Genomic DNA, 25,483 nt, shown 5'->3' with positions numbered 1-25,483 from the left:
CGTCCCCACGCTCCCCGGTCCATCGCCACGCTGTACCCCCCGATACGTGTTCGCGCTGGTAGCTTGTTCGTTGCATGTAGCACTCAAGGATCTGGCCTCCCGGCCGATGTCCCGGGAGGTACTTCGCCGGACCCCCGGTCGCCGTTACACCCGCCTCCGCCGCGAGGCCACCGCACCACCCCCTCCACCCCACCACCACCACCCCGGAGCACCCCCGTGACCACCGACGCGCGGACCGCCGCGCCCCCCGGCGCCGACGGCCACGAGCACCGCGTCGCCGCCGTGGCCGACCAGGTCGGCCGCCAGCTGCGCGCGCTGCACGCCTTCAAGGCCCAGGTCGCGCGCGGGCAGGACGAGGTCGAGCGGGCCATGCACGTGGTCCTGTACGTCCTGGCCGACGCCGGCCCCCTGCGGGTCAGCGCCCTGGCCGAGCGCCTCGGCACCGACCCCTCCACCACCAGCCGGCAGACGGCCGAGCTCGTGAAGCGGGACCTGCTGCGCAAGCTGCCCGACCCCGCCGACCGCCGCGCCAGCCTGCTGGACGTGACCGCGACCGGCCACGAGGTGGTCGCCGCCTTCAAGCAGCGGCGGCACGAGCACCTCGCCCGGGCCGTCGAGGACTTCACCGACGCCGAGCTCGACGACTTCACCGCACTGCTGTCCCGCTTCGCCGACGGGCTCGAACGCGCCCGCACCGACGGCGCCAGGCCCACCGGACCCCTCCAGGAGGACGCATGAGCACCACGACCGCCGGTTCGTCACCGGCCGCCCCGGAGGCACCGGTCTTCACGCACCGGCAGATCATGGTGATCCTCTCGGGCCTGCTGCTGGGCATGTTCCTCGGCGCCCTGGACCAGACCATCGTGTCCACCGCGATCCGCACCATCGCCGACGACCTCGACGGGTTCTCCCTCCAGGCGTGGGCGACGACGGCGTTCCTCATCACGTCGACGATCTCCACCCCGCTGTACGGGAAGTTGTCCGACATGTACGGGCGGCGGAAGTTCTTCATCGCCGCCATCGGGATCTTCCTCGTCGGGTCCGCGCTGTGCGGCTTCTCCGGGTCGATGTACCAGCTCGCCGCGTTCCGCGCCCTGCAGGGGCTGGGCGCCGGCGGCCTCATGTCGCTGGCCCTGACCATCATCGGCGACATCGTGCCGCCGCGTGAGCGCGCCCGGTACCAGGCCTACTTCATGATGGTGTTCGGCACCTCCAGCGTGCTCGGCCCGGTCGCCGGCGGCTTCTTCTCCGGCCTGGACTCGCTGCTCGGCTTCGAGGGCTGGCGCTGGATCTTCTGGCTGAACATCCCCATCGGCGCCTTCGCGCTGGTCGTCGTGACGCGGAACCTGCACCTGCCCCGGCGCTCGAGCCACCACCGGATCGACTGGCCCGGCGCGCTGACCCTCATCACCTGCCTCGTCCCGCTCCTCATCGTCGCCGAGCAGGGCCGCGAGTGGGGCTGGGGGGACGCGAAGTCCGTCGCCTGCTACGTGATCGGGGTCGTCGGGCTCGTCGGGTTCGTCCTGGCCGAGCGCGCCTACGGCGACGAGGCGCTGCTGCCGCTGCGCATGTTCCGCGGCCGCACCTTCGTCGTGGGTTCCGTGGGCTCGTTCATCCTCGGGATGGGCATGTTCGGGGTGTTCGCGGTCCTGCCGCAGTACCTGCAGGTCGTCAAGGGCCTGAGCCCCACCGAGGGCGGGCTCGCGATGCTGCCCGTCGTCGTCGGCATCATGTCCGGCAGCATGTTCTCGGGCCGCTTCATCGCCCGCACCGGGAAGTACAAGGTCCTGCCCGTCGCCGGCAACGCCCTCATGGTCGTCGCGCTGTTCCTCTTCTCCCGCGTGAACGCCGACACCCCGCTGTGGCAGACCATGGCCGCGATGCTGATCATGGGCTGGGGCCTGGGCGGCAACATGCAGCCGGTCATCCTCGCCGTGCAGAACGCCGCGCAGCGCTCGGAGCTGGGGGTCGCCACCAGCTCGGTGACGTTCTTCCGGCAGATGGGCGGCACGCTGGGGACCGCGGTCTTCCTGTCCATCCTGTTCTCCACGCTGGGCGAGCGGATCTCGTCGTCGTACGCCACCGCGGGCCGGACGCCCGAGTTCCAGGAGGCCGCCCGCAGCTGGGGCGGCGACCTGGACGCGACCCTGGCCCGGGCCACCGACGACACCTCGGTCCTGGGTCAGCTGCCCAGCGCCCTGGCCCACCCGTTCAAGGTCGGCTTCACCGAGTCGACGAGCCTGATCTACCTGGTCGCCGCGATCGTCATGGTCGCCGGGCTGGTGACCGCGATCTTCCTGCCGTCGCTGCCGCTGAAGGGCGCCGGGCCCGCCGCGGCCCCGGCCGCCTCGCCGGGCACCGCGGCCGACGCCACGTCGGCCACCGCCTCGGCCACCGCCACGGTCGCCGCCGGCGGGGTCGGCTCCGGCGGGGCCGGCGCCGACAGGGCCGGCACCCCGGCCGCCGCTGGCGGGTCCGCGGCCCCGGCCGCTAGCGTCGCCGGCGTGACCGACTCGATGGCTCCCGGGGAACTGGCCGAACGCCTCCGCAGCGGGGTGCAGCAGGCGAAGGCCGCGCAGCAGGCCGTGGCCGAGCTCGCGCAGGAGGCCGCGCGCCGCGAGGCGGCGTTCCTGGCCGCCGTCGAGAACCTGCGCGACCTGGGCCTGGACGAGGGCTCCATCGAGGCCGCGCTCGGCGAGGACGCGGCCCCGCGGCCCGGCCGGCACGCCGGCCGCTCCGCCGAGGAGCCGGCGCCCGAGCAGCTGGGCGCGCAGAACTGACCCACCCCGACCGACCGCAGGGCCCCGGAGCGACGCGCTCCGGGGCCCTGCGCGTTCCCGCGGGGCTGCGTTCAGCGAAGGCTCACCAACCGAAACCAAGCCTCACCTTCTTTTGACACAGTCCAAAGAAGGGGTAGGATCATCGTCATGAGCCCGCTGGACCACGCCGAGAGCGAGGACCTGCTGCGCGCCGCCGGGCTGCGCAGCACCGCCCCGCGCCGGTCGGTCCTGCAGGCCCTGGAGGACCACCCCCACGAGACGGCCGCCGGTCTGGGCGACCTGCTCCGGGCCGCGGGCCACCACCTGTCCCGGCAGAGCCTCTACAACGTCCTGGAGGACCTCACCGGGGCCGGCGTCCTGCGCAGCATCCAGCCCGCCGGGTCCGCCCCCCGCTACGAGACGACGGTGGACGACAACCACCACCACATCGTCTGCCGCGGGTGCGGGTCCGTGCAGGACGTCCCCTGCGCCGTCGGATCGGCGGCCTGCCTGACCCCGGCGTCGACACCCGGTTTCCCGGTCGTCGAGCACGCCGACATCACCTGGTGGGGGCTGTGCACGACCTGCGCAGCCGCCCCCGGCTCCGACCACGACACCGCAGCACACCCCAGGAGGAACGCGTGACCACCATCGACGACGTCAAGACCGCCGGCCTCACCCAGCAGGAGGTCGCCGGCTTCGACGCCAGCTCGCGCCTGAACGGCGGCCTGCAGGAGGTCCTCGTCGACCTCACCGCGCTGCACCTGCAGGGCAAGCAGGCCCACTGGAACATCGTCGGCACCAACTTCCGCGACCTGCACCTCCAGCTCGACGAGCTCATCGAGGCCGCCCGCGGGTACGCCGACGAGGCCGCCGAGCGCATGCGCGCCGTCGGCGGGGTGCCCGACGCCCGCCCGGCCACGGTGGCGAGCACCAACACCATCGGCGACTTCGGCGCCGACGAGATCGACACCGCCGCCGCCGTCGAGGCGGTCGTGGCGATGGTCCGCCGCACCGTCGACACCATCCGCCGCGTGCACGACCCGATCGACGCCGAGGACCCCTCGACCGCCGACCTGCTGCACGGCTTCATCCTCGGCCTGGAGAAGCAGGCCTGGCTGATCGGCTCGGAGAACCGCGCGCCGCGCCGCCGCTGAACCCCCGCGATCCCGCCCGCCGCACCGGAAGAAACGCCGATCTTCGCGTTTCCCGGGCGGCGGGCGGTCGCCTTCGCGGCCCCGCCGCGTGAACCTCGTCCGCCGCAACGCCTCCCGCGGTCCCGGGCCGGACGTGAGACGTGCCACTGCGACCCGCCCGCGGCCGGTCGCGCCCCCCGGCGGGCGATACGGTCAGCTGCCATGACCACCGAACGCGAGGTCCACCTCGTCGAGCCCCGGTACGCCCGCACGTGGTTGCTGGTGAACGCCACCCGGACCGACCTGTTCGACGTCGCCGCGCGCTCGCGGGCCGACCAGGTCGTCCTCGACGTCGAGGACGCCGTCGACCCCAGCCGCAAGGACTCCGCCCGCTCGGAGTCCATCGAGTGGCTGGCCGCCGGCGGCCGGGCCTTCGTGCGCATCAACGACGTCACCACCCCCCACTGGCGCGACGACGTCGACGCCCTCAAGGGCGTCCCCAACCTGCTCGGCGTCATGCTCGCCAAGACCGAGGCCGGGGAGCAGGTCGAGGCGACCTGGCACGCCCTCGGCGGTTCCGTCCCCGTCGTCGCCCTGTGCGAGTCCGCGCTCGGCATCGAAGCCGCCCGCGAGATCGCCTGCGCCAAGGGCACCTTCCGCCTCGCCTTCGGCTCCGGCGACTACCGCCGCGACACCGGCGCCAGCGCCGAGGACATGGCGATGGCCTACCCGCGCACCAAGCTCGTCGTGGCCAGCGCCATCGGCAAGCTCCCCGGCCCGATCGACGGCCCCACCACCGGCGGCGGCCACCCCGAGCTGCGCGAGGCCTCCGGCGTCGGCGTCGCGATGGGCATGATGGGCAAGCTCTGCCTCGACGCCGAGCAGGCCTACGTCATCAACGAGGTCATGAGCCCGAACGTCTCCGACGCCACCTGGGCGCGCGACTTCATCGCCGACTTCGAGCGCAGCGGCGGCGTCGTGCGCGACGGCTCCGACCTGCCCCGCCTGGGCCGCGCCCGTCGCATCCAGGAACTGGCCGACGCGTTCGGCATCCGGCCGCTCTGAGGGTCCTCGGGGTCCGGGACCGTCGGACTCCGCGCTGCCGGTGATCGGCAGCGCGGGTCCAGCGGTCACGGACCCGCGGCCTCAGCCGGCGGGCGTCTCCAGCGGCGCGAACGCCGAGTCGTCGACGCGGACGACCTGCCCGAGGCCGGGCTGGCCGAGGAACAACCCGGCCACGCTGAACGCCGTGGAGTACAGGTGCCCGTCGGCGAAGCGCAGCCCCAGCGGCATCGCGACCTGGGCCGCCGACCGCTCCCCGTCCGGGGCCACCGCCACGACCCGCCCCACGGTCGCCGGGTCGAAGTCCGGCGGCGGCGGGCCGTCGCCTTCCGGCGCCCCCTCCAGCAGCTCGGAGACGTAGACCGTCCCGTCGTCGCCGACGGCCACCCCCGTCGGCGCGGTGAAACCGCCGACCTCGTCGACGACCGAGCCGTCACCGGCGTCGAGGACGAACACCCGCCCCTCCCCGGGCGCCTCACCGGACAGGGTGGACACGTGCAGGTGACCGTCCGGCCCCCACGCCAGGCCCGTCGGGACCGAGTCGCAGCCGGTGTGCTCGGGGTCGTTGTTCGGCACGCCCTCGCAGGGACCCGTCGTCACGACCGGCGGCACGAAGAAGGTGCTGACCTTCCCCGACGGGTCGACGGACAGGACGGCGTTCGCTCCCGCGTCGGCGACGAACACCCGGGCGTCCCCTCCCCGGCCGGCCAGGACGGCGAACGGGTTGCTCAGCGCGTCCAGGGGGGCGCCGTCGTCGCCGAACTGCCGCTGGCCGTCGGGGTTGGCCTTCAGCTCGTGGGCCATCAGGTCGGCCAGGACGCGGCGCGGTTCCCCGCGCCGGGAGGACCACAGCAGCGACCCGCCGCCCGCACCGGGCTGCGCCTCACCGGTGACGACGTAGAGCGTGCCGTCGCGGCGGTCGACGCCGGCGGGCCCGGCGAAGTCGGCGAGCCGGACCGAGGGGGTGCCGCCGGGGACGATCCCGCTGATCTCGCCGGCGGAACTCTCGGCGACGTAGAACCTGCCGTTCTCGGCGGCCAGGCCGAACGGGTCGTCCAGCCCCTGCGCGATCACCGTCACGCCCCCGGGACCCGGACCGGGGGCGGCGTGCGCGGGGGCGGCGAGGGCCAGCGACGTGGTGGTGGCGGCGGCGAGGACGAGTGCTGCTGAGCGGAGCCGGTGCGTCATTGCGATCTCCTCCGTGGAGCCTGAGGGCTGCCTACGGCGCCGCACAGTAGACCCTGTGCGGCAGCCGTGAGAAGCCCCCCGGAAGGGGGTCGCTCAGCTCCAGGTGAGGGCCCGCGCGGGGTCCTCCAGCACGGCCGCGATGTCGGCCAGCGCCCGCGAACCGCTCTCGCCGTCCAGCATCCGGTGGTCGATCGACAGGCCCAGCGTCGCCAGGTACCGGGGCTTGATCTTGCCCTTGTGCACCCACGGCCGCTGGGCGATCTTGCCGACGGCCAGGATCGCCGCCTCACCCGGGTTCAGGATCGGGGTCCCCGTGTCGATCCCGAACGTCCCCACGTTCGTGATCGTGATCGTGCCCTCGGCCAGGTCGCGGGGTTTCGCCTTGCCCTCGCGGGCGGTCGCGGCCAGGTCGCCCAGGTGGACCGCGAGCTCCTTCAGCGACATCGCGTCGGCGTCCTTGACGTTCGGGACCAGCAGGCCCCGCGGGGTCGCCACGGCGATGCCGAGGTTCACGTAGTTCTTCACCACGATGACCTGGTTCTTCTCGTCCCAGGTCGAGTTGATGTCCGGGTTCCGGCGCACCGCCACCAGCAGCGCCTTGGCGACCAGCAGCAGCGGCGAGACGCGGATCCCGGCGAACTCGGGGTCGGCCTTGAGCCGCTGCACGAGCTTCATCGTGCGGGTGGCGTCGACCGTGGTGAACACCGTGACGTGCGGGGCGGAGAACGCGCTCTCCACCATCGCCGCGGCCGTCGCCTTGCGGACCCCGCGGATGGGGACGTGCCGCTCGCGCACGTGCTCCTCGACCCGGCGCCCGGGTTCGGCCGGCGGGGTCGGGACGAGGGCCAGGACGTCGGCACGGGTCACGGTGCCGCCCGGGCCGGTGGCGCGGGCCGCGGCCAGGTCGACGCCGAGGTCGCGGGCGAGCTTGCGCACGGGGGGTTTGGCCAGGACGTGCGGACGCGCCACCGCAGCCGGTTCCGCAGTCGGTTCCGCGGTCGGTTCCGCGGTGGGTTCCGGGGCGGCTCCGCGCACGGGCGCGGGAGCCGGGGCGCCGCGCCGGCGGCGGGGCGCGGTCTCCCGCGTCCCGTACCCCACGAGCGTGGCCCCGGACCCCTCGTCGGCTTGCGGGGCAACGGCTCCGGCGGCCCCGTCGGCTCCGGCGGGTCCGGCGGCCGGCTGACCGGTCCCGTCGTCGACGACGACGATGTGCGTCCCGACGTCGACGGTGGCCCCCTCGGCGACGAGGAGCTCGCTCACCGTCCCCGCCCACGGGCTCGGCAGTTCCACGAGCGACTTCGCCGTCTCGATCTCGACGAGGACGTCGTTCACGGCGACCGTGTCGCCGGGCTTCACCTTCCAGGCGACGATCTCGGCCTCGGTGAGTCCTTCACCGACGTCGGGCAGGGCGAACCGCTGGTTCAACGGAGTCCTATCTCGTGCGGGGTTTCTCAGGCGGCCAGGGACTGCTCGACCGCGTCCAGGACGCGGTCCACCGACGGCAGGTAGTGCTCCTCGACGCGGGCCGCCGGGTACGGCAGGTGGAAACCGCCGACCCGCTTCACCGGGGCCTCCAGGGAGTAGAAGCACGACTCCTGGATGCGCGCGGCGACCTCCGACATCGGCCCGTGGAACGTCGGCGCCTCCGACACCGCGATGAGCCGGCCGGTGCGGCGCACCGACTCCGCGACGGTGTCCACGTCGAGGGGGGAGATCGAGCGCAGGTCGATCACCTCCAGCTCGGTCCCGTCCTCGGCCGCGGCGCGGGCGGCGTCGAGGGCCAGCTGCGTCGTCGGGCCGTAGGCGACGACCGTCGCGTCGGTGCCGGCGCGCAGGACCCGCGCCTTGTGCAGCGGCGCCACCTGCCCGGGACCGAGGTCGGTGTCGACGTCGCCCTTCTGCCAGTAGCGGCGCTCGGGTTCGAGGAACAGCACCGGGTCGGCCGAGGCGATGGACTGCTGGATCATCCAGTAGGCGTCGTGCGCGTTGCTGGGCGCGACGACCCGCAGCCCGGCCGTGTGCGCGAACAGGACCTCGGGGCTCTCGGAGTGGTGCTCCACCGAGCCGATGCCGCCGCCGCTGGGGATGCGGATCACGACGGGGACGGCGAGCCGGCCGCCGGAGCGGGCCCGCAGCTTGGCGAGCTGGGTGGTGATCTGGTTGAACGCCGGGTACACGAAACCGTTGAACTGGATCTCGCACACCGGCCGGTACCCGCGCAGCGCCATGCCGAGCGCGGTCCCCACGATGCCGGCCTCGGCCAGGGGCGTGTCGAGGACGCGGTCCTCGCCGAAGTCCTTCTGCAGGCCGTCGGTCACGCGGAACACCCCGCCCAGGGCGCCGATGTCCTCCCCCATGAGCAGGACGCGCGGGTCGCGGTCCATGGCCGCGCGCAGGCCGGCGTTGATCGCCTTGCCGATCGCCATCTGTTCCATCAGGCAACCCCTCCAGCGTGGGCGTCGTGTCGAAGGTCGGCGTCGTGCTGCTCCCACGCCGCCAGGAACTCGTCGCGCTCGGCGAGGACCTGCGGGTGGGGTTCGGCGTAGGCGTGGTCGAACATCGAGGCCGGGTCCGGGTCGGTCATCGCCGGGATCCCGGCCCGGACCCGCTCGGCGAGCGCGTCGCTGTCCGCCGCGAGCCGCGCCTCGAACGCGTCGTCGAGGACGCCCTGCGCGCGCAGGTGGGTGCGGAACCGGTCGATCGGGTCCTTCTCGCGCCAGGCGTCGACCTCGGCGGCCAGCCGGTAGCGCGTCGGGTCGTCGGAGGTGGTGTGGGCCCCCATCCGGAAGGTGAACGCCTCGACGAAGGTGGGGCCGCCGCCGGTGCGGGCGCGTTCCAGCGCCGCGCGGGTGACGGCCAGGACGGCCAGGACGTCGTTGCCGTCGACGAGGACGCCGGGCATCCCGGCCCCCTCGGCGCGCCGGTGCAGCGGGACGGGCGACTGCCGCGACACCGGCTCGGAGATGGCCCACTGGTTGTTCTGGCAGAAGAACACGACGGGGGCGTTGTAGACCGACGCCCAGTTCAGGGCCTCGGCGGCCTCGCCCTGGGAGGTCGCCCCGTCGCCGAAGCAGGTGATGACGGCCGTGTCGCGGTCGGGGTCGCCGGTGCCGACGGCGCCGTCGCGCTGCACGCCCATGCCGTACCCCACGGCCGGCAGCATCTGCGCCGCGATGACGAGGGTGTACGGGTGGACGCCGGTGGCGACCGGGTCCCAGCCGCCGTGGTCGACGCCGCGGAAGATGCTCAGGATGTGCAGCGGGTCGACGCCGCGGCCCAGGACGAGGCCGTGGTCGCGGTAGCTGGGGAAGACGTGGTCCTGGCGGCGGAGCGCGCGGCCGGCGCCGACCTGGGCGGCCTCCTGGCCGCGGCTGCCGACCCACAGGCCCAGCTGCCCCTTGCGCTGCAGCGCCTCGGCCTCGTCGTCGAAGCGGCGCAGCAGGACCATGTCGCGGTACAGGTCGAGCAGCTCGACGTCGGCGAGGTGGACGTCGAGCTCGGGGTGGGGGTGCCGGACCCCGTGGCGGTCCAGGAGCTGGACCATGCCCTCCGAGCCCTCGGCCCCGGGTGCGGGGACGTGCTGGGGGGCCCGTACCGGGCCGGCCGCCGTGTCCGTCACGTGCTCTTCCTCCGTCAGGGGTCGGGGTGGGCCCTCGGGCGCCCACCACCAACCTACGGTTCCGTAGGTGACGCGAGCGTACGTTACGGGACCGTAGGTTGTGAACCTCCCACCCCGGGACGGGCTACCGGACCAGCCCGGCCGCCACCCGCAGGAAGCGCGCGTTCGCCGCCGCCTCGGCCACGGTCACCCGCACGCCCGACCCCGCGAAGGCCCGCACGGCCAGCCCCTCCGCGCCGAACGCCTCGGCCAGCTCCACCGCCCGCTCCCCCACCGGCAGCCAGAAGAAGTTGCCCTGCGCGTCCGGGACGTCCCAGCCCTGCTCGCGCAGCCCCTCCACCAGCACCCGGCGCTCGGCGACGATCGCCGCGACGCGGCCCATCAGCTCCGCCTCCGCCGCGGTCTGCAGCGAGGCGACCACCGCGGCCTGCGCGATGGCCGAGACCCCGAACGGCGTCGAGGACCGGCGCAGCGTCGCCGCGACCTCCGGGTGCGCGACCGCCACCCCCACCCGCAGGCCCGCCAGGCCGTACGCCTTGGAGAAGGTCCGCAGCACGACGACGTTCGGGTGCGCCCGGAACACGTCGACCCCGTCCGGCACCCGCGGGTCGTCCACGAACTCCCGGTACGCCTCGTCCAGCGCCACGAGCACGTCCCCGGGCACCGCGGCCAGGAACCCCTCCAGCTCCTCGCGGCGCAGCGCCGGGCCGGTCGGGTTGTTCGGCGAGCACAGGATCACCAGCCGGGTGCGCTCGGTGATCGCGGCGAGCATGGCCGGCAGGTCGTGCCGGCCCTCGGCCGTCAACGGCACCTCCACCCCGACCGCGTCGGCGATCGTCGCCGTGATCGGGTACGCCTCGAAGGACCGCCACGCGTGCACCACCTCGTCCCCGGGCGAGCAGGTGATCTCCGCCAGCTGCGCCAGCAGCCGGACGCTGCCGGTGGCCGCCGCCAGGTGGTCCGGCTCCACGCCCCAGCGGGCCGCGACCGCCGCGAGCATGCCCGTGGCCGCCGGGTCCGGGTACCGGTTCACCGACGCCGCCGCCCGGGTGATCGCCGTCAGCACGCTCGGCAGCGGCGGGAACGGGTTCTCGTTCGAGGACAGCTTGAAGACCTCCAGCCCCTCCCGGGCCACGGCCGCCTTCCCCGCCACGTACGCGGGGACCTTCGCCATGTTCGCCCGCAGCCGCGGCGCCAGGGGGGTGCTGGGAGTCGTCATGCGCGCCAGCGTACGGACCCCGCGGGTGCGACACCGGTCACGTCGGCGGAAGGGGCGGCGGCGCTGTGCGGTTGACTCGGGGACCACGACCCCACCGGCTGGAGGCCCGACCGTGACCGACACCCCCACCCCGCCCGAGCTCGTCGCCGTCGAGGCCGACCCGACGGCGCTGCGCACGACCTTCGCGCTGTTCCCCACCGGCGTCGCGGCGCTGTCCGCCGTCGTCGACGGCGAACCCGTGGTCCTGGTCGCCTCCTCCTTCCAGGTCGGCATCTCCCTGGACCCCCCGCTCGTCCTGTTCGCCGTCCAGCACACCTCCACCAGCTGGCCCCGGCTCAAGACGGCCCCCCGCATCGGCGTCTCCGTCCTCGGCGAGGCCCACGACCTCGCCGCCCGCCAGCTCGCCTCCAAGGCCGCCGACCGCTTCGCCGGCATCGAGACCACCACCACCGCCTCCGGGGCCCACTTCATCCACGGCGCGCCCGTCTGGATCGAGGCGTCCATCCACTCCGAGGTCCCCGCCGGCGACCACGACGTCGTCCTGCTCGAGGTCCACGCCTCCGGCACGGCCCCCGACACCGAGCCCCTCGTGTGGCACTCCTCCGGCTTCCGCACCCTCACCCCCCGCGACCGCGCCTGACGCCGCCCGTCAGGGCACCCTCTCGGCGCGGTAGTCGAACACGTCGACCCGGGCCCCGGGAGCGTCGAAGAAGGCGCTGCCGGAGTCCCGGAAGTCCCGCAGCGCGGGGTCGTCGGCCGCGTCGGCCAGCGCCGCGGTCTCCAGGTAGCGGCCCCAGCCGTGGGCCCGCAGCGGGTCGGCGGCCACCTCCGGGTCGTCCCCCACGTCCCGCAGGACCACCGTGCGCCCGGGCGAACCGGCCGCGGCCCGCCCGTCCAGCGCGGGGACGACGTCCCCGGTGTGCTCGAAGGAGACCGTCCGCACCCCCTCGGGCACCGCGATCCCGTCGACCGGGGACCCGGCCATCAGGACGTGGGTGATGCGGAACTCCGCCCGCACGGCCGGGTCGGCGGCCAGCGACGCCGCGGTCAGGCCGCCCTGGCTGTGGCCCGCCAGCAGCACCGGCTCCCCCGCGCCGGCCCCGGCCTGCCGCAGGGCCGCCACGACCGCCGCGCCCGTCGCGGTCGGCTGCCCCGCCACGGCCCGCAGGTTCGTCGTCAGGTCCATCGGGGTCGTCGTCGAGGACGGCAGCGGCGTCCAGTCCTGGGTGCCGGGGATCTCCACGACCCAGCCGACGCGGCCGTCGGCCTGGGTGACGCGCTCCAGCCGGACGCCGCCGGGGGCCGGGGTGCCCGCCGCGGCGAGCCGCCCGCCCACCGAGCCCGCCGACGCGGCGTACCCGGTCGACTGGTGCGCCACCCCGTCGAGGACCTCGGCGAACCCCCGCGGCGGGCGGCTCGGCGTGGCCCGCGGCCGCTCCAGCGGGGTCACCCGCACCGCCGTCTCCCGGAACAGCGGCGTCACCGCCCCCAGCGACGTCAGGGCCCCCGCGACCCCCGCGACGGTCCGGGGCGCGGGCAGGTCCGCCGCCGCCAGGAGGTCGGGCGTCAGCGCGACGAGCTCCTCCACGACCTCCGGGTGCCCCGCCAGGAACCGGCCGACGCCCGCGACGTCGTCGGCGACCCGGCCCCCGACCGCCCCGAACTCGGCCCGCGCGGTCCGGGCCAGCGCCTCCAGGTCGACCCGCCCGCGCACCGCCTGCCCCACGGCGGCGCCGAGCACCCGGTGGTTCGCCTCCTGGACGCGGTGGGCGACGCCGGCCGCCACGACCGCCGCGGCCACCCCGGCGACCTGCGGTGCCGCCGCGACCACCGCCTCGGCGACCGCGCGCCGGGCCAGCGCCACCACCGCGTCGGCCACCTCGTCCCCGGCGCGGTAGCGCAGCGCGGCCACCTCGACCTGCCCCGCCAGGGCCAGCACCTCCGCCGCGACCGCCGCGGCCGACCCCGCCCCGGCGACCACCCGGGCCAGGTCGCCGGCGGCGCGGGCCGCGGAGGCCGGGGCCGTGACGGCGCCGGCCGCCAGCACCGGGTCGGCCACGGCCAGCGCGGCGACCGCCCCGGCGCCCGCGCAGGTCGCCGCGACCCCCGCGAGCCGGGCGGCGACGGCGTCGAGCTGGTCGGGGTCGACGGCCAGGCCGGAGTCGATCGTCAGCCGGGTGCTCACGGCCGCACCGGCGCGGCGGCGTGGGCGTGGTCGCGCAGGCTGTCCGCCGCCTGCGCGCAGGCCAGGGCCAGCGCCCCGACCCGGTGGCCGGTGACGTCCAGCCGCGCCCGGAACCGCGCGGCACCGGTGCCGGACCAGTCGACGTCGGCGGTGGCCAGCAGGTGCCGGCGCGCGCCGTGCACGTCGTCGGCCTCGGCGGCCACGCGGCGCGCCAGGGCGGCCACGTGGGTCTGCGCGGGATCCATGGGGGCGACCTCCTGAGCGTGGGGTGGGACTGCCCGGCGACGCTAGGGCGGTGTCCCGGCCCCCGACGGGGCACCGGCGGCGGGTGTGGACCGCGACGGCCCGCGTCGGCCTGTGGGGACCCCGGCGCCGCCTGCGGCCCGCCGCCGGCACCGCGAGGATGGGCCGGTGAGCGAGACGTTCCTCAAGCGCGGACCGCACGCCCGCCTCGAGGCCGCCGGGCTGCGGTGGCTCGCGGAGGCCGGCGGCGTCGCGGTGTGCCCGGTGCTGCGGGCCGACGACGACGGCCTGCTGCTGCCCCGCGTCGAGCAGGTCGCGCCCACCGCGGCCGCGGCCGAGGCGTTCGGCCGCGACCTGGCCCGCACGCACGCCGCGGGCGCCGACCACTTCGGGGCGCCCCCGCCGGGGGTCGACGGCCCCGGCCGGATCGGCGCGCTGGAGCTGCCGGTGGCGGCCGGGCCGCGACCGTGGGGCGTGTTCCACGCCGAGCTGCGGGTGCGCCCGTACGTGCGGGCGGCCCGCGACGCCGGGACCCTGGGCGCCGACGACGTCGCGCTGCTCGACGCCGTCTGCGACCGGCTCGCGGCGGGCGAGCTCCCCGGCGCGGTGACCGGTCCGGCCCGCCTGCACGGGGACCTGTGGTCGGGCAACGTGCTGTGGTCGCGGGAGGGCGCGGTGCTCATCGACCCCGCCGCGCACGGCGGGCACCCCGAGGCGGACCCGGCGATGCTGGCGCTGTTCGGGCTGCCCCACCTGGACCGGGTGCTGGCCGCGTACGCCGAGGCCGCGGCGCTGCCGCCCGGGTGGCGCCGGCGGGTCCCGCTGCACCAGCTGCACCCGCTGCTGGTGCACACCGTGATGTTCGGCGGCGGGTACGCCGCGCAGGCCCTGCGCGCGGCCCGCGAGACCCTGGCCCTGTGATGCACGAGTACCCGGTCGAGGTGCTGCACCTGCTCGTCTCCCCCGAGCACGCCTACTTCGGCCGCCCCCGCGACGGCGCCGCCGACGTCGTCACGCACACCCCCGACGTGGTGGAGGTCGTGGCCCGCAAGGGGATCCGCGGGGACCGGTTCTTCGGCAAGGCCGCGCACATGGACGCCGCGGTGACGCTCCTGGCGATCGAGGCGTGGGAGGGCGTGGCCCGCGACCTCGGCCTCGGCGAGCTGCCCGACCCGCTGCTGGCGCGGCGCAACGTCGTCGTGCGCGGGGTCGAGCTGGACCCGCTGCGCGGTCACGACTTCGACGTCGTCACCGCCGCCGGGACGGTCACCCTCCACGGCGGGCGGCCCGCGAACCCGTGCGCGTGGATGGACCGCGTGGTCGCCCCCGGCGCGCACCGGGCGCTGCGCGGGCGCGGCGGTCTGCGCTGCACCCCCACCACCGACGGGCTGCTGGCCCGCGGCCCGGGCCTGCTGCGCTCCCCCGTCGCGCTGGACCCCGCGCGCGCCGGGGACCCCGTGCTGCGGCGCACCCCCCTGCCCTGAGGTGCGGACCGGGCGCACAGCGTTCACGGTGGGAGGCATGGTGAAGAAGGGCGATCACGTCGAGTGGAACACCTCCCAGGGCACCACCGAGGGGAAGGTGACCGACAAGAAGACCGACGACTTCGAGCTGTACGGCCACGAGCGCCGGGCCTCCGAGGACGACCCGCAGGTCATCGTGAAGAGCGACAAGTCCGGCAAGGAAGCGGCCCACAAGGAGTCCTCCGTCGACAAGACCTGACGGGCCGCCGGGGCGCGGCGGCGTGGGACCATGCAGCACGTGACCGACCCGGGACCCGCCACCGCCCCCCAGCCCGCCAGCCTCGGCGAGCCCGCCCTCGGGCCGCTCGACGGCCGCTACCGCCGCTCGGTGGCCCCGCTGGCCGAGCACCTGTCCGAGGCCGCGCTGAACCGGCGCCGCATCCACGTCGAGGTCGAGTGGCTCGTGTTCCTCGGCTCCCACGACGTCGTCCCGGGCGTGCGCCGCCTCACCGCCGAGGAGACCGCGTTCCTGCGCGAGCTGCCGCTGCGCTTCGACGCCGCCGCGGTCACCGAGCTCGGCGAGATCGAGCGCGTCACCGTCCACGACGTCAAGGCCGTCGAGTACTGGATCAAGCGCCGCCTCGAGGGCACGTCGCTGGCCGACGTCGCCGAGCTGACCCACCTGTTCTGCACCAGCGAGGACATCAACAACCTGTCCTACGCGCTCATGGTCCGCGACGCCGTGCAGCAGGTCTGGGCACCGGCCGCGGCCGGCCTGGTCGAGGACGTGTCCCGCATGGCGCACGACCTGCGCGACGTGCCGATGCTCTCGCGCACCCACGGCCAGCCCGCGACGCCGACGACCCTCGGCAAGGAGCTCGCCGTCCTGGCCCACCGCCTCAAGCGCCAGCTCGCCCGCATCGGCCGCGCGGAGTACCTGGGCAAGTTCAACGGCGCCACCGGCACGTACGCCGCGCACCGCGCCGCCGTGCCCGGCACCGACTGGCCCGCGGTCTCCCGCGAGTTCGTCACCGGCCTGGGCCTGACCTGGAACCCGCTGACCACGCAGATCGAGTCGCACGACTGGCAGGCCGAGCTGTACGCCGACGTCGCGCGCTTCGGCCGGGTCCTGCACAACCTGTGCACCGACGTCTGGACGTACATCTCCTACGGGTTCTTCGCGCAGGTGCGTGGCCAGGGCACCGTGGGTTCCTCCACGATGCCGCACAAGGTGAATCCCATCCGGTTCGAGAACGCCGAGGCGAACCTGGAGGTCTCCGGCGGCCTGTTCCGCGTCCTGGAGGAGACCCTCACGACGTCGCGGATGCAGCGCGACCTCACCGACTCCTCGATGCAGCGCAACATCGGCGTCGCGTTCGGGCACTCCCTGCTGGCGATCGAGAACGCCCAGCGCGGCCTCGCCGGTCTCGACGCGGTCCCGGCCGCGCTCGCCGCGGACCTGGACCAGAACTGGGAGGTGCTCGGCGAGGCCGTCCAGTCCGTCATGCGCGTCCACGGCCTGCCCGAGCCGTACGAGCGCCTCAAGGAGCTCACCCGCGGCCGCAAGGTCGACCAGGCCAAGCTGCAGGAGTTCGTGGCCGGCCTGGGCCTGCCCGAGGGCGAGGCCGAGCGCCTGGCGCAGCTGACCCCGGGCGACTACGTGGGCGACGCCTCCGCGCTGGTCTCCGTCCTCGACGAGGACTGACCCGGTGCGCGCTGTCCTCGTCACCGAGTTCGGCGGCACCCCCGCCCTGGCCGGTGTCGAGGACCCCGCACCGGCCCCGCACGGCGTCGTCGTCGCCGTCGAGGCGACCGGGGTGTGCCGCAGCGACTGGCACGCCTGGCAGGGCCACGACGACGATGTGACCCTGCCCCACGTCCCCGGGCACGAGCTGGCCGGGACGGTCGCCGCGGTGGGCGCCGACGTGCGGGGCTGGCGCGTCGGAGACCGCGTGACGACGCCGTTCGTCACCGCCTGCGGCACCTGCCCCGAGTGCGCCGCCGGGGCGCAGCAGGTCTGCCGCGCCCAGACCCAGCCCGGGTTCACCGGCTGGGGCTCGTTCGCCGAGCTCGTCGCCCTCGACCACGCCGACGTGAACCTCGTCGCCCTGCCCGACGGCTTCCCCGCGGCCACCGCCGCGGCGCTGGGCTGCCGGGTGGCGACCGCGTTCCGCGCCGTCACCGACGTGGCCGCGGTCAGGCCCGGGGAGTTCGTCGCCGTCCACGGCGCCGGCGGGGTCGGGCTGTCGGCCGTCGCGGTCGCCGCCGCCGCCGGGGCCCGCGTCGTCGCCGTCGACCCCTCCGCCGCCGCGCGGGACCTCGCCCGCCGGTTCGGCGCCGAGCACACCGTCGCCGACTGCCCCGTCGAGGCGGTCCGGGAGCTCACCGGCGGCGGCGCGCACGTCTCGATCGACGCCGTGGGCCTGCCCGTGACGTGCGAGAACTCGGTGCGCTCGCTGCGCCGCCGCGGCCGGCACGTCCAGGTCGGGCTGCTGCCCGCCGCCGCGGGGAAGCCGTCGGTGCCCATGGACCTCGTCATCGCCGGTGAGCTGCAGGTCCTGGGCAGCCACGGCATGGCCGCCCACGACTACCCGCGGCTGCTGTCCCTGGTGACGTCCGGGCGGTTCCCGCTGGCCGACCTCGTGACCCGCGAGCTGCCGCTGGAGGCCGGGCCGCGGGCGCTGGCCGAGGTCGGCGCCGCCACCACCGCGGGGATCACCGTCCTGCGCCCCTGACGCGTCCGGCACGATGGGGGCCCGCACCGCAGTCGAGGAGGACTCGTGACGTTCCTGGACCCCCAGCAGTTCGCCGGCCGCATCCACGTCGACGGGGCCTGGGTCCCCGGCGGGGGCGGCACCACCCCCAGCGTGGAACCCGCCACGGGGAAGACGCTCGTGGACGTCGGGCTGGCCGACGCCGCTGACGTCGCCCGCGCCGCCGAGGGCGCCGCGCGGGCCCAGCGCGCCTGGGCCGCGACCCCGCACCCGGCCCGCGCCGCGGTCCTGCGCCGCGCGGGGCAGCTGTGGGAGGAGCACGCCGAGGAGGTCTCCGGCTGGAACGTGCGCGAGGTCGGTGCCGTCCCCCCGCTGGCCGGGTTCGCCCTGCACGTGACGGCCGCGGAGTGCTACGAGGCGGCGGCCCTGCCGTCGGCGACGCTGGGCTCGGTCCTGGCCAGCGAGGAACCGCGGCTGTCGATGGCCCAGCGCGTCCCCGTCGGGGTCGTCGGGGTGATCTCCCCGTTCAACGTCCCGCTCATCCTGGGCGTCCGCGCGGTCGCGCCCGCGCTCGCCCTGGGCAACGCGGTGCTGCTCAAGCCCGACCCCCGCACCGTCGTCACCGGCGGGGTGGCGGTGGTGCGGATCTTCGAGGAGGCGGGGCTGCCGCCGGGGCTGCTGCAGCTCGTCCCCGGCGGCGGGGACGTCGGGCAGGCCCTCGTCACCGAACCGCGCGTGCGGGTCATCGCCTTCACCGGCTCCACCCGCGCCGGCCGCAGCGTCGGCGAGCTCGCCGGGCGGCACCTCAAGCGCGCCCACCTCGAGCTCGGCGGGAACTCCGCGTTCCTCGTCCGCCACGACGCCGACGTCGACGAGGCCGTGAACCTCGCGGCGTGGGGCGCGTTCCTGCACCAGGGGCAGATCTGCATGACCGTCGGGCGCCACCTCGTGCACGAGTCGCTCTACGAGTCCTACGTGGAGAAGCTCGCCGCGAAGGCCGAGTCGATGCACGTCGGCGACCCCGCGGCCGGTCCCGTCCACCTCGGCCCGCTCATCGACGAGGCGCAGCGCGACCGCGTGCACGGGCTCGTCACCGACGCCGTCGCCGCGGGGGCCGACCTGCGGGCCGGCGGCACCTACGAGGGCCTGTTCTACCGGCCGACCGTGCTGGCGAACCCCCCGCGCGACGCCGCGGCCTACTGCGACGAGGTGTTCGGGCCGGTCGCCTCCGTCGTCCCGTTCCGCGACGACGACGAGGCCGTCGAGCTGGCCGCCGACTCCGAGCACGGCCTGTCGCTGGGCATCGTGACCGCCGACGCGATGGCCGGCTACGAGCTGGCGCAGCGCATCCCGACCGGGATCGTCCACGTCAACGACCAGACGGTGAGCGACGAGGCCAACGCCCCCTTCGGCGGGGTCGCCTCCTCCGGGACCGGGTCGCGCCACGGCGGCGTGGAGGCCAACGTCGACGCCTTCACCGAGACGCGGTGGATCACGGTGCGGCGCCGCCCGGGCTCCTACCCCTTCTGAGGCGCGCGGGGCACCCGGGGCGGCCCGGGTGCCCCGTAGTGTCCCCGCCGTGGAGATCGCGATCGCCCTCGTGGCGCTGACGGTCGGGGTGTGCGCGGTCGCCGCCGCCTGCGACCGGTTCGGGTGGCCGACACCCCTCGTGCTCGTCGTCGTGGGCGCCGCCGCCGCCCTCGTCCCGGGCGTCCCGGAGTTCTCCCTGGGGCCCGAGCTCGTCCTCAACGGGCTGCTGCCGCCGCTGCTGTACGCGGCCACCGCGCAGACCTCCCTGGTCGACTTCACCCGCAACAAGACCGCCACGGTCCTGCTGTCGGTGGTGCTCGTCGTGTTCACCACCCTCGCCGTCGGCTGGGCCACCGCGTGGCTGCTGCCCGGGGTGGCGCTCGCGGCGTGCATGGCCCTCGGCGCCGTCGTCGCGCCCCCCGACGCGGTCGCCGCGACCGCCATCGGCCGCCGCCTCGGGCTGCCGCGCCGGGTCGCGACGATGCTGGAGGAGGAGAGCCTGCTCAACGACGCCTCCGCGCTGATCGCGCTGGCCGCCGCGACCTCGGCCCTCACCTCGGCCCTGTCGCCGTGGCGCATCGGGGCGGACTTCCTGCTCGCCGTCGTCGGCGCCGTCCTCATCGGCGGGCTCGTCGCGGTGGTCCTGGCCGCGGTGCGCCGCCGCATCCACGACCCGGTGCTGGACACCGCCGTCTCCTTCCTCGCCCCCTACCTGGCGTTCCTGCCCGCCGAGGCCGTCCACGTCTCCGGCGTCCTCGCGGTCGTCGTGACGGGCCTGGCGATGGCGCACGTGTCGCCGCGGGTGCAGACCGCCGCGTCCCGGGTCGCGGAGGCGCTGAACTGGCGGACCGTGGCGTTCCTGCTGGAGAACGCGGTGTTCCTGCTCATCGGCCTGCAGTTCCCGCGCCTGCTCGCCGGCGCCGCCGACAGCGGCTTCACCCCCGGCCGCGTCCTGGCCGTCTGCCTGGGGGCGCTCGCGGCGACGATCGCGGCCCGCTTCGTCTTCGTGTTCGCCGCCGCCGCGTTCTTCCGCGCCGTGCCGGCGCTGCGGCCCCGCGCGTGGTCGTTCGGGGTGTCGTTCCTGGTGTCGTGGGCGGGGATGCGCGGGGTCGTGACCCTCGCCGCGGCGCAGCTCATCCCCGAGGGCACCCCGGGGCGGGACGTGCTGCTGCTGGCGGCGTTCGCGGTGGTCGTCGGGACCCTGCTGGTGCAGGGGCTGACCCTGCCCGCCGTGGTGCGCCGCCTCGGGCTGCCCGGCCCCGACCCCGCGCAGGACGCGCTGCAGGCCGCCGCGCTGGGCGACGCGGCGGTCACCGCCGGGCTGCGCCGCCTCGACGACCTGCTCACCGGGGACGAGCCGCGGCACGTCGTCGCGCAGCTGCGCGGGCGGTCCAAGGCCCGCTCGCACGCCGCGTGGGAACGGCTGGGCCGCCCCCTGTCGGACGTCATGACCCCCTCGGCGGTGTACTCGCGGCTGCGGCTGGAGATGCTGGCGGCCGAGCGGTCCGTCGTCGTGGAGGCCCGCGACCGCGGCACCGCCGAACCGGAGGTGCTGCGGCGGGCGCTGGCCGACATCGACTTCGAGGAGGCCCTGCTGGACCGGCTCGACGACCTCGAGCCCCTCGACGCCGACCGCCGCCTCGCCCCGGCCGCGCACCCCGACGCCCCGTGCGACCACCTGCGGACCGCCGGGACCCGCGAGGACGCCACCGCCCGCTGGGGCGAGCCGGTCACCGAGTGCGCCGAGTGCGTCGCCGCCGGGGCCGCCTGGGTGCACCTGCGGACCTGCCTGGCCTGCGGCCACACCGGCTGCTGCGACTCCTCCGAGCTCAAGCACGCCCGCGCCCACGCCCGCGACAGCGCGCACCCGGCGATGGTCAGCGCCGAACCCGGCGAGGCGTGGCGGTGGTGCTGGGTGGACGAGCGCCTGGGCTGAGGCCGCCCAACACTGGGCGGGTGCCGTTCTACGCCGACGTCCCGGCCCGCCGCACCCGCCAGGTCCTCGCCGACGGCGGGTGCCTCGCGGTCGTCGTGGCCGCCGTCCTCGCCGGCCGCGCCGTGCACGGGGCGGTGGCCGCGGCGGCCGCGCCCGCGCAGCGGTTCGCCGACGGCTCGACGTCCCTGGCGCAGCGGCTGACCGACGCCGGCGACGCCGTGGACGGCACCCCGCTGGTCGGGGACGAGGTGGCCGACGTCCTGGCCCGCTCGGCCGGCAGCGCGTCGTCGCTGGCGCGGGCCGCGGCCGGTCAGCACGAGGCGCTGCTGGACCTGGCGACGACCCTGGGGGTCCTGGTGGCGCTGGTGCCGGTCCTGCTGGTGGTGGCCGTGCGGGCGGCCCAGCGGGTGCGCTGGTCCTGGCGGGCCCGCGACGCCCGCGCCCTGGCGGCGAGCGCCGCCGGTGACCGGCTGCTGGCGCTGCGGGCCCTGCAGCGGCGCGGCGGGCGGGCGCTGCTGGCCGTGGACCCCGACCCGGCGGGGGCGTGGCGCGAGGACGACCCGCGGGCCGTGCGGGCCCTGGCGGACCTGGAGCTGGCGGCGCTGGGCGTGCGCCGCGGCGTCACTGCAGCGCCGACGTCAGCCGCGCCACGTTCTCCTTGATGACGTCCCAGCGGGAGCGGGCCAGCCACTGCTCCAGCGTCAGCTCGGTGCACTTGGCGCGGTACTCGTCCTCCACGCGCCGCAGGTCGTCGGAGAACTCCCGCCCGCACACCATGAGCGTCAGTTCCAGGTCCAGCAGGAACGAGCGCATGTCCATGTTGGAGGAGCCGATGACGGCGACCTCCTCGTCGACCGTCATGTGCTTGGCGTGCAGCACGTACGGCGCCGGGTACCGGAAGATCCGCACCCCGGCGCGCAGCAGGTTCTCGTAGTAGGAGCACTCGGCGTAGTGCACGAAGAACTGGTCGCCGTACTCGGAGACGAACAGCTCCACGTCGACGCCGCGCTCGGCGGCCGTCGTGATCGCCGACAGCATCGACTCGTCGGGCACGAAGTACGGGCTGGTGATGGAGATCCGCCGCTGCGCGGAGTACAGCAGCGAGTTGAACAGCTTGAGGTTGTTCTCCCCGTCGAACCCCGGGCCGCTGGGGACGACCTGGCACTCCAGGCGGCCGGGCGACCCGACCGGGGAGACCTCGGGGCGCTCGGCCTCCAGGAGCTCGTCGGTCTCGGAGTACCAGTCGGTGATGAACATGGCCTCGACCCCCGACACGACCGGTCCCTCCAGCCGCACCATGAGGTCCTGCCACTGCAGGCCGCGCCGGATGTTGCCGCGCTTGTTGTAGCTGCGGTCCAGGACGTTCTGCGAGCCGACCCACGCGACCTCGCCGTCGACGACGAGGAGCTTGCGGTGGTTGCGCAGGTCGGGGCGCTGGTACTTCAGCTTGTGCAGCTGCACCGGCAGCATCGGGTGCCACTCGACGCCGGCGTCGTCGAGGAACCGCAGGGTCCGCCGGTACCCGGGGTAGCGCAGCGACCCCACGTGGTCCAGCAGCAGCCGCACCTTCACGCCGCGGTCCACGGCCCGTTCCAGGGCCGTGAAGAACGGTTCGCTCGTCGCGTCCTTCGTCATGATGTAGAACTCGACGTGCACGTACTCGCGGGCGCCGTCGATGGTGCGGGCCATGGCCCGGATCGCCTCGTCGTACTCCCCGCACAGGACCGCGGAGTTCCCGCCGACCAGCGGCATCGCCCCGAGGGTCCGGTTCAGCTCCACGATCCCCCGCAGCCACGGCGGCCACGGGTGGTCGGAGGAGACGAGGTCCATCCCCTTCGTGCTGGACAGGATGAGGTCGTTGATCTCCCGCTGCTTGCGCCGGCGCGCGCGGGGCAGCTTCGGGCTGCCGATGAGCAGGAACGCCACGACCCCCACGTAGGGGATGAAGAAGATCGTCAGCAGCCACGCCAGGGCGGAGCTGGGGCGGCGGTTGACGGGCACGACGGCGACGGCGGTGATGCGGACCACGAGGTCGACGAGCAGGAGCGCGACGGCGGAGACGGTGAGCGAGGGAGCCCACTCGGGCAGCCAGTCCATCGGACCTCAGATCTCGACGGTGCCGCGGGGGGTCTCGAACGTGACGGCCCGCAGCCCCGTCGCGCGGGGGCTGCCGACGACGTCGAGCCAGGTGAAGCGCACGTGGTCGGAGCTGAACTCGGGGGGCAGCCCCAGCCAGTCGCGGACCCGCTGGCGCTGGCCGGCGATGGTCAGGCCCGTCAGCCGGGTGCCGCCGGCCAGGGACAGGGCCGAGGGGTGCTGGGTCGCCGGGCCGGACCACTCGATGAGCAGCGGCAGCTGGGGTTCGGTGCGCAGCGCCGGGACGCCGATCTGCCGCCACCGCAGCTCCACCCCGTCGGGGCGGCGGCGGGCGCCCTCCTCGATCTCCTCGCCGAGCCGTTCGCCGTAGCCGTCGAGGTCGTCGACGGTGACGCTCCAGGCGAACCAGCCGCCCCCGGCCTCGCTGCGCTCGCGCACGGCGCGCCCGAACAGGGCCTTCTCCGCGACGGGGTGGTCGAGCACCTCGACGACCTCGACGTAGGCGCCGCCGGACAGCGGCAGGACGACGTTGCGGGTGCCGAAGCGGGGGTGGGGGCCGCCGTCGACGACGCGCACCCCGAGTCGCGCCGCGAGGGACCGCGCGGTCTCCTGCAGACCCTCCGGTCCCGCGGCGTAGCCGACGTGGTCGACACGCATGCCGGTCAGCTTCTCAGGCGCGTCCGGCCGGGCTCGTCCGGGGTCACCCGCGCGGGTCACCCGCGCGGGTCACCCGGGTGCGTCGGCGAGGGCGGTGACGTCGGCGACGTCGAAGGCGCGCGGGCCCAGCCCGCGCCGCACGGACACGGCGGCGAGGACCTGCAGGGCCTCGTTGACGGGGGTGGCGACGCCGTGGGTGCGGCCGAGGCGGACGACCTCGCCGTTGAGCCAGTCGGTCTCGATGGACCCGCCGCGGTGCAGGCTCTGCCAGCTGGAGGAGCCGCCGCGCTCGAGGCCGGCGACGTCGGTGGCGCCGAACCCGAGCTCGTCCAGCTGCGGCAGGGCCCGGCTGCGGTCCAGCGCGGGGGTGCCGGCGGCGGCGAGGGCGGCCTCCCCCTCGGCGCGGGCGCGGGCCTGCAGGTCGTCCCGGCCGGGGCCGGGGCGGCACACGGCGTCGAGGGCGTTGCCGGTGTTGTCGAGCAGCTTGCCGCGCTTGGCGGCCATGACGTCGTCGCTGACGGCGGTGGCGAACCCGGCGGAGGCGAGGTCGGCGGCGACGCGCTCGACGAGGTCGTCGCGGCCGTGCGGGTAGCGGCCCAGGACGAGCCCGCCGGAGACGGGGGCGCCCTCGGAGACGACGACGCCGGGTTCGAGGTGGCTGGCGGGCAGGTAGACGCAGGCGCCGACGACGCGGCGGAACCAGCGCAGGGCGAGGCGTTCGCCCTCGACGCCGTTCTGGGCGCACACGATGGGCAGGGCGGCCCCGGCGGTGGAGTCCCCGACGCGGGCCCCGGCCCAGTCGGGCAGCAGGCCGGCCGCGTCCTGGACCTTCACGGCGAGCACGAGGACGTCGTCGGGCGTGAGGTCGACGTCGGCGGGGGAGGTGGCGACGGGGGCGTGCAGCTCGACGGGCCCGCCGGGCGTCAGCAGGCGCAGCCCCCTGGCCCGCAGGCGGTCGGCGTGGGCGCCGCGGGCGACGAGGACGACCTCGTGGCCGTGCTGGCCGAGCCGGCCGCCGAGGGTCCCGCCGATGGCCCCTGCCCCGATCACGACGTAGCGCACCCGGGCAGTCAAGCACCCCGGCGGCGGGTCGGCCCGGCGCGTCAGCCCTGGGGGTGCAGCCGCACCGCCAGCAGCGCCACGTCGTCCTCCGGGCGCTGCGGCAGCATCCGGTCCAGGACCGCGTCGCACAGGGCGTCGAGGGGGAGGTCGCGCGGGGCGAGCTCCTCCAGGCACCGCGCGAGACGGGCGAAGCCGTCCTCGAGGGCTTCACCGCGGCGCTCGACGAGGCCGTCGGTGTGCAGGAGCACGGTCGAGCCCGCCTCGAGCTCGGCGACGCTCTCCCCGCGGGGCACGTCGGGCAGCACCCCGAGGAGGAGCTCGGCGGACCGGCCCTGGAGGGCGGACACCTCGCCCCGGGGCGTGAGGAGGACCGGTGGCGGGTGCCCGGCGTTGGACCACACGAGCCGTCGCACCCCGCGCCGGGCCTCCTGCTCGGTCTGCTCCAGGCGGGCGACGACCGCGGTGGCGGTGGTGCCCACGTCGAGGGTCACCATGGCCCGGTCGACGCCGGTCAGGACGGTGGCGGGGCCGGGGGGGGGGGGGGGGGGGGGGGGGGGGGGGGGGGGGGGGGGGGGGGGGGGGGGGGGGGGGGGGGCGGGGGGGGGGGGGGGGG

25 protein-coding genes are annotated in these 25,483 nt (G+C 75.7%); 14 read left to right on the top strand and 11 right to left on the bottom strand.

Going from position 1 to position 25,483, the window contains the following annotated elements:
• The first annotated feature begins 216 nt into the window (after positions 1–216).
• From ACRYM6_RS10480 to ACRYM6_RS10460, 5 genes are all read left to right on the top strand, one after another.
• Positions 217–738 carry a MarR family winged helix-turn-helix transcriptional regulator gene (locus tag ACRYM6_RS10480; protein ID WP_432542810.1) on the top strand — a complete coding sequence of 174 codons (522 nt, stop codon included), beginning with the start codon at positions 217–219 and terminating at the stop codon, positions 736–738.
• Positions 735–2,780 carry an MDR family MFS transporter gene (locus tag ACRYM6_RS10475; protein ID WP_432542809.1) on the top strand — a complete coding sequence of 682 codons (2,046 nt, stop codon included), beginning with the start codon at positions 735–737 and terminating at the stop codon, positions 2,778–2,780. The genes ACRYM6_RS10480 and ACRYM6_RS10475 overlap by 4 nt, the downstream gene beginning before the upstream one ends.
• Positions 2,781–2,927: 147 nt before the next feature.
• On the top strand, positions 2,928–3,404 hold the full coding sequence (locus ACRYM6_RS10470; RefSeq protein WP_432542808.1) for a Fur family transcriptional regulator: 477 nt from the start codon (positions 2,928–2,930) through the stop codon (positions 3,402–3,404).
• A complete protein-coding gene (locus ACRYM6_RS10465; RefSeq protein ID WP_432542807.1) occupies positions 3,401–3,916 on the top strand; it encodes a Dps family protein in 516 nt (171 codons plus the stop codon). The genes ACRYM6_RS10470 and ACRYM6_RS10465 overlap by 4 nt, the downstream gene beginning before the upstream one ends.
• Positions 3,917–4,117: 201 nt before the next feature.
• Positions 4,118–4,960, top strand: coding sequence for an HpcH/HpaI aldolase/citrate lyase family protein (locus ACRYM6_RS10460; RefSeq protein WP_432542806.1), 843 nt, complete (start codon positions 4,118–4,120; stop codon positions 4,958–4,960).
• A gap of 81 nt (positions 4,961–5,041) precedes the next feature.
• Here the strand turns inward: ACRYM6_RS10460 and ACRYM6_RS10455 are convergent, their stop codons facing one another.
• From ACRYM6_RS10455 to hisC, 5 genes are all read right to left on the bottom strand, one after another.
• Positions 5,042–6,145, bottom strand: coding sequence for a ScyD/ScyE family protein (locus ACRYM6_RS10455; RefSeq protein WP_432542805.1), 1,104 nt, complete (start codon positions 6,143–6,145; stop codon positions 5,042–5,044).
• Between the two features lie 93 nt (positions 6,146–6,238).
• Complete coding sequence (locus ACRYM6_RS10450) at positions 6,239–7,570, bottom strand: dihydrolipoamide acetyltransferase family protein (protein ID WP_432542804.1); 1,332 nt, start codon at positions 7,568–7,570, stop codon at positions 6,239–6,241.
• A 26-nt stretch (positions 7,571–7,596) separates the two neighbouring features.
• A complete protein-coding gene (locus ACRYM6_RS10445; protein WP_432542803.1) occupies positions 7,597–8,580 on the bottom strand; it encodes an alpha-ketoacid dehydrogenase subunit beta in 984 nt (327 codons plus the stop codon).
• Positions 8,580–9,764, bottom strand: coding sequence for a pyruvate dehydrogenase (acetyl-transferring) E1 component subunit alpha (gene pdhA / locus ACRYM6_RS10440; RefSeq protein ID WP_432542802.1), 1,185 nt, complete (start codon positions 9,762–9,764; stop codon positions 8,580–8,582). Before pdhA ends, ACRYM6_RS10445 begins: the two co-directional genes overlap by 1 nt.
• Before the next feature lie 124 nt (positions 9,765–9,888).
• On the bottom strand, positions 9,889–10,983 hold the full coding sequence (hisC, locus tag ACRYM6_RS10435) for a histidinol-phosphate transaminase (RefSeq protein WP_432542801.1): 1,095 nt from the start codon (positions 10,981–10,983) through the stop codon (positions 9,889–9,891).
• A gap of 112 nt (positions 10,984–11,095) precedes the next feature.
• Between hisC and ACRYM6_RS10430 the strand changes: the two genes are divergently transcribed.
• Entirely contained in the window at positions 11,096–11,623 is a 528-nt protein-coding gene (locus ACRYM6_RS10430) for a flavin reductase family protein (protein ID WP_432542800.1), read from the top strand.
• A gap of 9 nt (positions 11,624–11,632) precedes the next feature.
• On the opposite strand, the gene ACRYM6_RS10425 is transcribed toward ACRYM6_RS10430, so the two are convergent.
• Both ACRYM6_RS10425 and ACRYM6_RS10420 read right to left on the bottom strand, forming a co-directional pair.
• A complete protein-coding gene (locus ACRYM6_RS10425; RefSeq protein ID WP_432542799.1) occupies positions 11,633–13,168 on the bottom strand; it encodes a hypothetical protein in 1,536 nt (511 codons plus the stop codon).
• Positions 13,165–13,413 (bottom strand): hypothetical protein, encoded by a 249-nt coding sequence (locus ACRYM6_RS10420; RefSeq protein ID WP_432542797.1) that lies wholly within the window; start codon positions 13,411–13,413, stop codon positions 13,165–13,167. Before ACRYM6_RS10420 ends, ACRYM6_RS10425 begins: the two co-directional genes overlap by 4 nt.
• A gap of 166 nt (positions 13,414–13,579) precedes the next feature.
• On the opposite strand from ACRYM6_RS10420, the gene ACRYM6_RS10415 reads away from it, so the two are divergent.
• Genes ACRYM6_RS10415 through ACRYM6_RS10380 form a run of 8 tightly spaced genes read left to right on the top strand, consistent with a single transcriptional unit; the run spans position 13,580 to position 21,716 of the window.
• Positions 13,580–14,332 (top strand): fructosamine kinase family protein, encoded by a 753-nt coding sequence (locus ACRYM6_RS10415; RefSeq protein ID WP_432542796.1) that lies wholly within the window; start codon positions 13,580–13,582, stop codon positions 14,330–14,332.
• Positions 14,332–14,895 carry a molybdenum cofactor biosysynthesis protein gene (locus ACRYM6_RS10410; RefSeq protein ID WP_432542795.1) on the top strand — a complete coding sequence of 188 codons (564 nt, stop codon included), beginning with the start codon at positions 14,332–14,334 and terminating at the stop codon, positions 14,893–14,895. The genes ACRYM6_RS10415 and ACRYM6_RS10410 overlap by 1 nt, the downstream gene beginning before the upstream one ends.
• Before the next feature lie 37 nt (positions 14,896–14,932).
• Positions 14,933–15,133, top strand: coding sequence for a hypervirulence associated TUDOR domain-containing protein (locus ACRYM6_RS10405; protein ID WP_432542794.1), 201 nt, complete (start codon positions 14,933–14,935; stop codon positions 15,131–15,133).
• A 30-nt stretch (positions 15,134–15,163) separates the two neighbouring features.
• Complete coding sequence (gene purB, locus ACRYM6_RS10400) at positions 15,164–16,579, top strand: adenylosuccinate lyase (protein WP_432542793.1); 1,416 nt, start codon at positions 15,164–15,166, stop codon at positions 16,577–16,579.
• A 4-nt stretch (positions 16,580–16,583) separates the two neighbouring features.
• Positions 16,584–17,609: a zinc-binding dehydrogenase gene (locus ACRYM6_RS10395; protein WP_432542792.1), complete on the top strand. Its 1,026-nt coding sequence runs from the start codon at positions 16,584–16,586 to the stop codon at positions 17,607–17,609.
• 45 nt (positions 17,610–17,654) lie between these two features.
• Positions 17,655–19,118, top strand: coding sequence for an aldehyde dehydrogenase family protein (locus ACRYM6_RS10390; RefSeq protein WP_432542791.1), 1,464 nt, complete (start codon positions 17,655–17,657; stop codon positions 19,116–19,118).
• A gap of 49 nt (positions 19,119–19,167) precedes the next feature.
• The gene (locus ACRYM6_RS10385; RefSeq protein ID WP_432542790.1) at positions 19,168–21,054 is read left to right on the top strand and encodes a cation:proton antiporter domain-containing protein; all 1,887 of its coding nucleotides are present in this window, start codon (positions 19,168–19,170) and stop codon (positions 21,052–21,054) included.
• Between the two features lie 20 nt (positions 21,055–21,074).
• Positions 21,075–21,716 carry a hypothetical protein gene (locus tag ACRYM6_RS10380; protein ID WP_432542789.1) on the top strand — a complete coding sequence of 214 codons (642 nt, stop codon included), beginning with the start codon at positions 21,075–21,077 and terminating at the stop codon, positions 21,714–21,716.
• Here the strand turns inward: ACRYM6_RS10380 and cls are convergent.
• The 4 genes from cls to ACRYM6_RS10360 all read right to left on the bottom strand — a co-directional run bounded on the left by cls (position 21,676) and on the right by ACRYM6_RS10360 (position 25,385).
• Entirely contained in the window at positions 21,676–23,151 is a 1,476-nt protein-coding gene (gene cls, locus ACRYM6_RS10375; protein WP_432542788.1) for a cardiolipin synthase, read from the bottom strand. The genes ACRYM6_RS10380 and cls overlap by 41 nt on opposite strands.
• 6 nt (positions 23,152–23,157) lie before the next feature.
• Complete coding sequence (locus ACRYM6_RS10370) at positions 23,158–23,808, bottom strand: VOC family protein (RefSeq protein WP_432542787.1); 651 nt, start codon at positions 23,806–23,808, stop codon at positions 23,158–23,160.
• 69 nt (positions 23,809–23,877) lie between these two features.
• The gene (locus tag ACRYM6_RS10365) at positions 23,878–24,870 is read right to left on the bottom strand and encodes a ketopantoate reductase family protein (RefSeq protein ID WP_432542786.1); all 993 of its coding nucleotides are present in this window, start codon (positions 24,868–24,870) and stop codon (positions 23,878–23,880) included.
• A 41-nt stretch (positions 24,871–24,911) separates the two neighbouring features.
• Positions 24,912–25,385: a PP2C family protein-serine/threonine phosphatase gene (locus tag ACRYM6_RS10360; protein ID WP_432542889.1), complete on the bottom strand. Its 474-nt coding sequence runs from the start codon at positions 25,383–25,385 to the stop codon at positions 24,912–24,914.
• Positions 25,386–25,483: the final 98 nt, after the last annotated feature.

The sequence above is a fragment of the Kineococcus rugosus genome (genome assembly GCF_050871975.1).
Taxonomy (GTDB): domain Bacteria; phylum Actinomycetota; class Actinomycetes; order Actinomycetales; family Kineococcaceae; genus Kineococcus.
This window is presented reverse-complemented; position numbering and strand designations above follow the sequence as displayed.

Coding starts and splice junctions, on each gene's coding strand:
- ACRYM6_RS10455 (WP_432542805.1), bottom strand. CDS start 6,145: ATGACGCACCGGCTCCGCTCAGCAGCACTCGTCCTCGCCGCCGCCACC.
- ACRYM6_RS10445 (WP_432542803.1), bottom strand. CDS start 8,580: ATGGAACAGATGGCGATCGGCAAGGCGATCAACGCCGGCCTGCGCGCG.
- ACRYM6_RS10470 (WP_432542808.1), top strand. CDS start 2,928: ATGAGCCCGCTGGACCACGCCGAGAGCGAGGACCTGCTGCGCGCCGCC.
- purB (WP_432542793.1), top strand. CDS start 15,164: ATGCAGCACGTGACCGACCCGGGACCCGCCACCGCCCCCCAGCCCGCC.
- ACRYM6_RS10410 (WP_432542795.1), top strand. CDS start 14,332: ATGCACGAGTACCCGGTCGAGGTGCTGCACCTGCTCGTCTCCCCCGAG.
- ACRYM6_RS10405 (WP_432542794.1), top strand. CDS start 14,933: ATGGTGAAGAAGGGCGATCACGTCGAGTGGAACACCTCCCAGGGCACC.
- hisC (WP_432542801.1), bottom strand. CDS start 10,983: ATGACGACTCCCAGCACCCCCCTGGCGCCGCGGCTGCGGGCGAACATG.
- ACRYM6_RS10475 (WP_432542809.1), top strand. CDS start 735: ATGAGCACCACGACCGCCGGTTCGTCACCGGCCGCCCCGGAGGCACCG.
- ACRYM6_RS10460 (WP_432542806.1), top strand. CDS start 4,118: ATGACCACCGAACGCGAGGTCCACCTCGTCGAGCCCCGGTACGCCCGC.
- ACRYM6_RS10370 (WP_432542787.1), bottom strand. CDS start 23,808: ATGCGTGTCGACCACGTCGGCTACGCCGCGGGACCGGAGGGTCTGCAG.
- ACRYM6_RS10420 (WP_432542797.1), bottom strand. CDS start 13,413: ATGGATCCCGCGCAGACCCACGTGGCCGCCCTGGCGCGCCGCGTGGCC.
- cls (WP_432542788.1), bottom strand. CDS start 23,151: ATGGACTGGCTGCCCGAGTGGGCTCCCTCGCTCACCGTCTCCGCCGTC.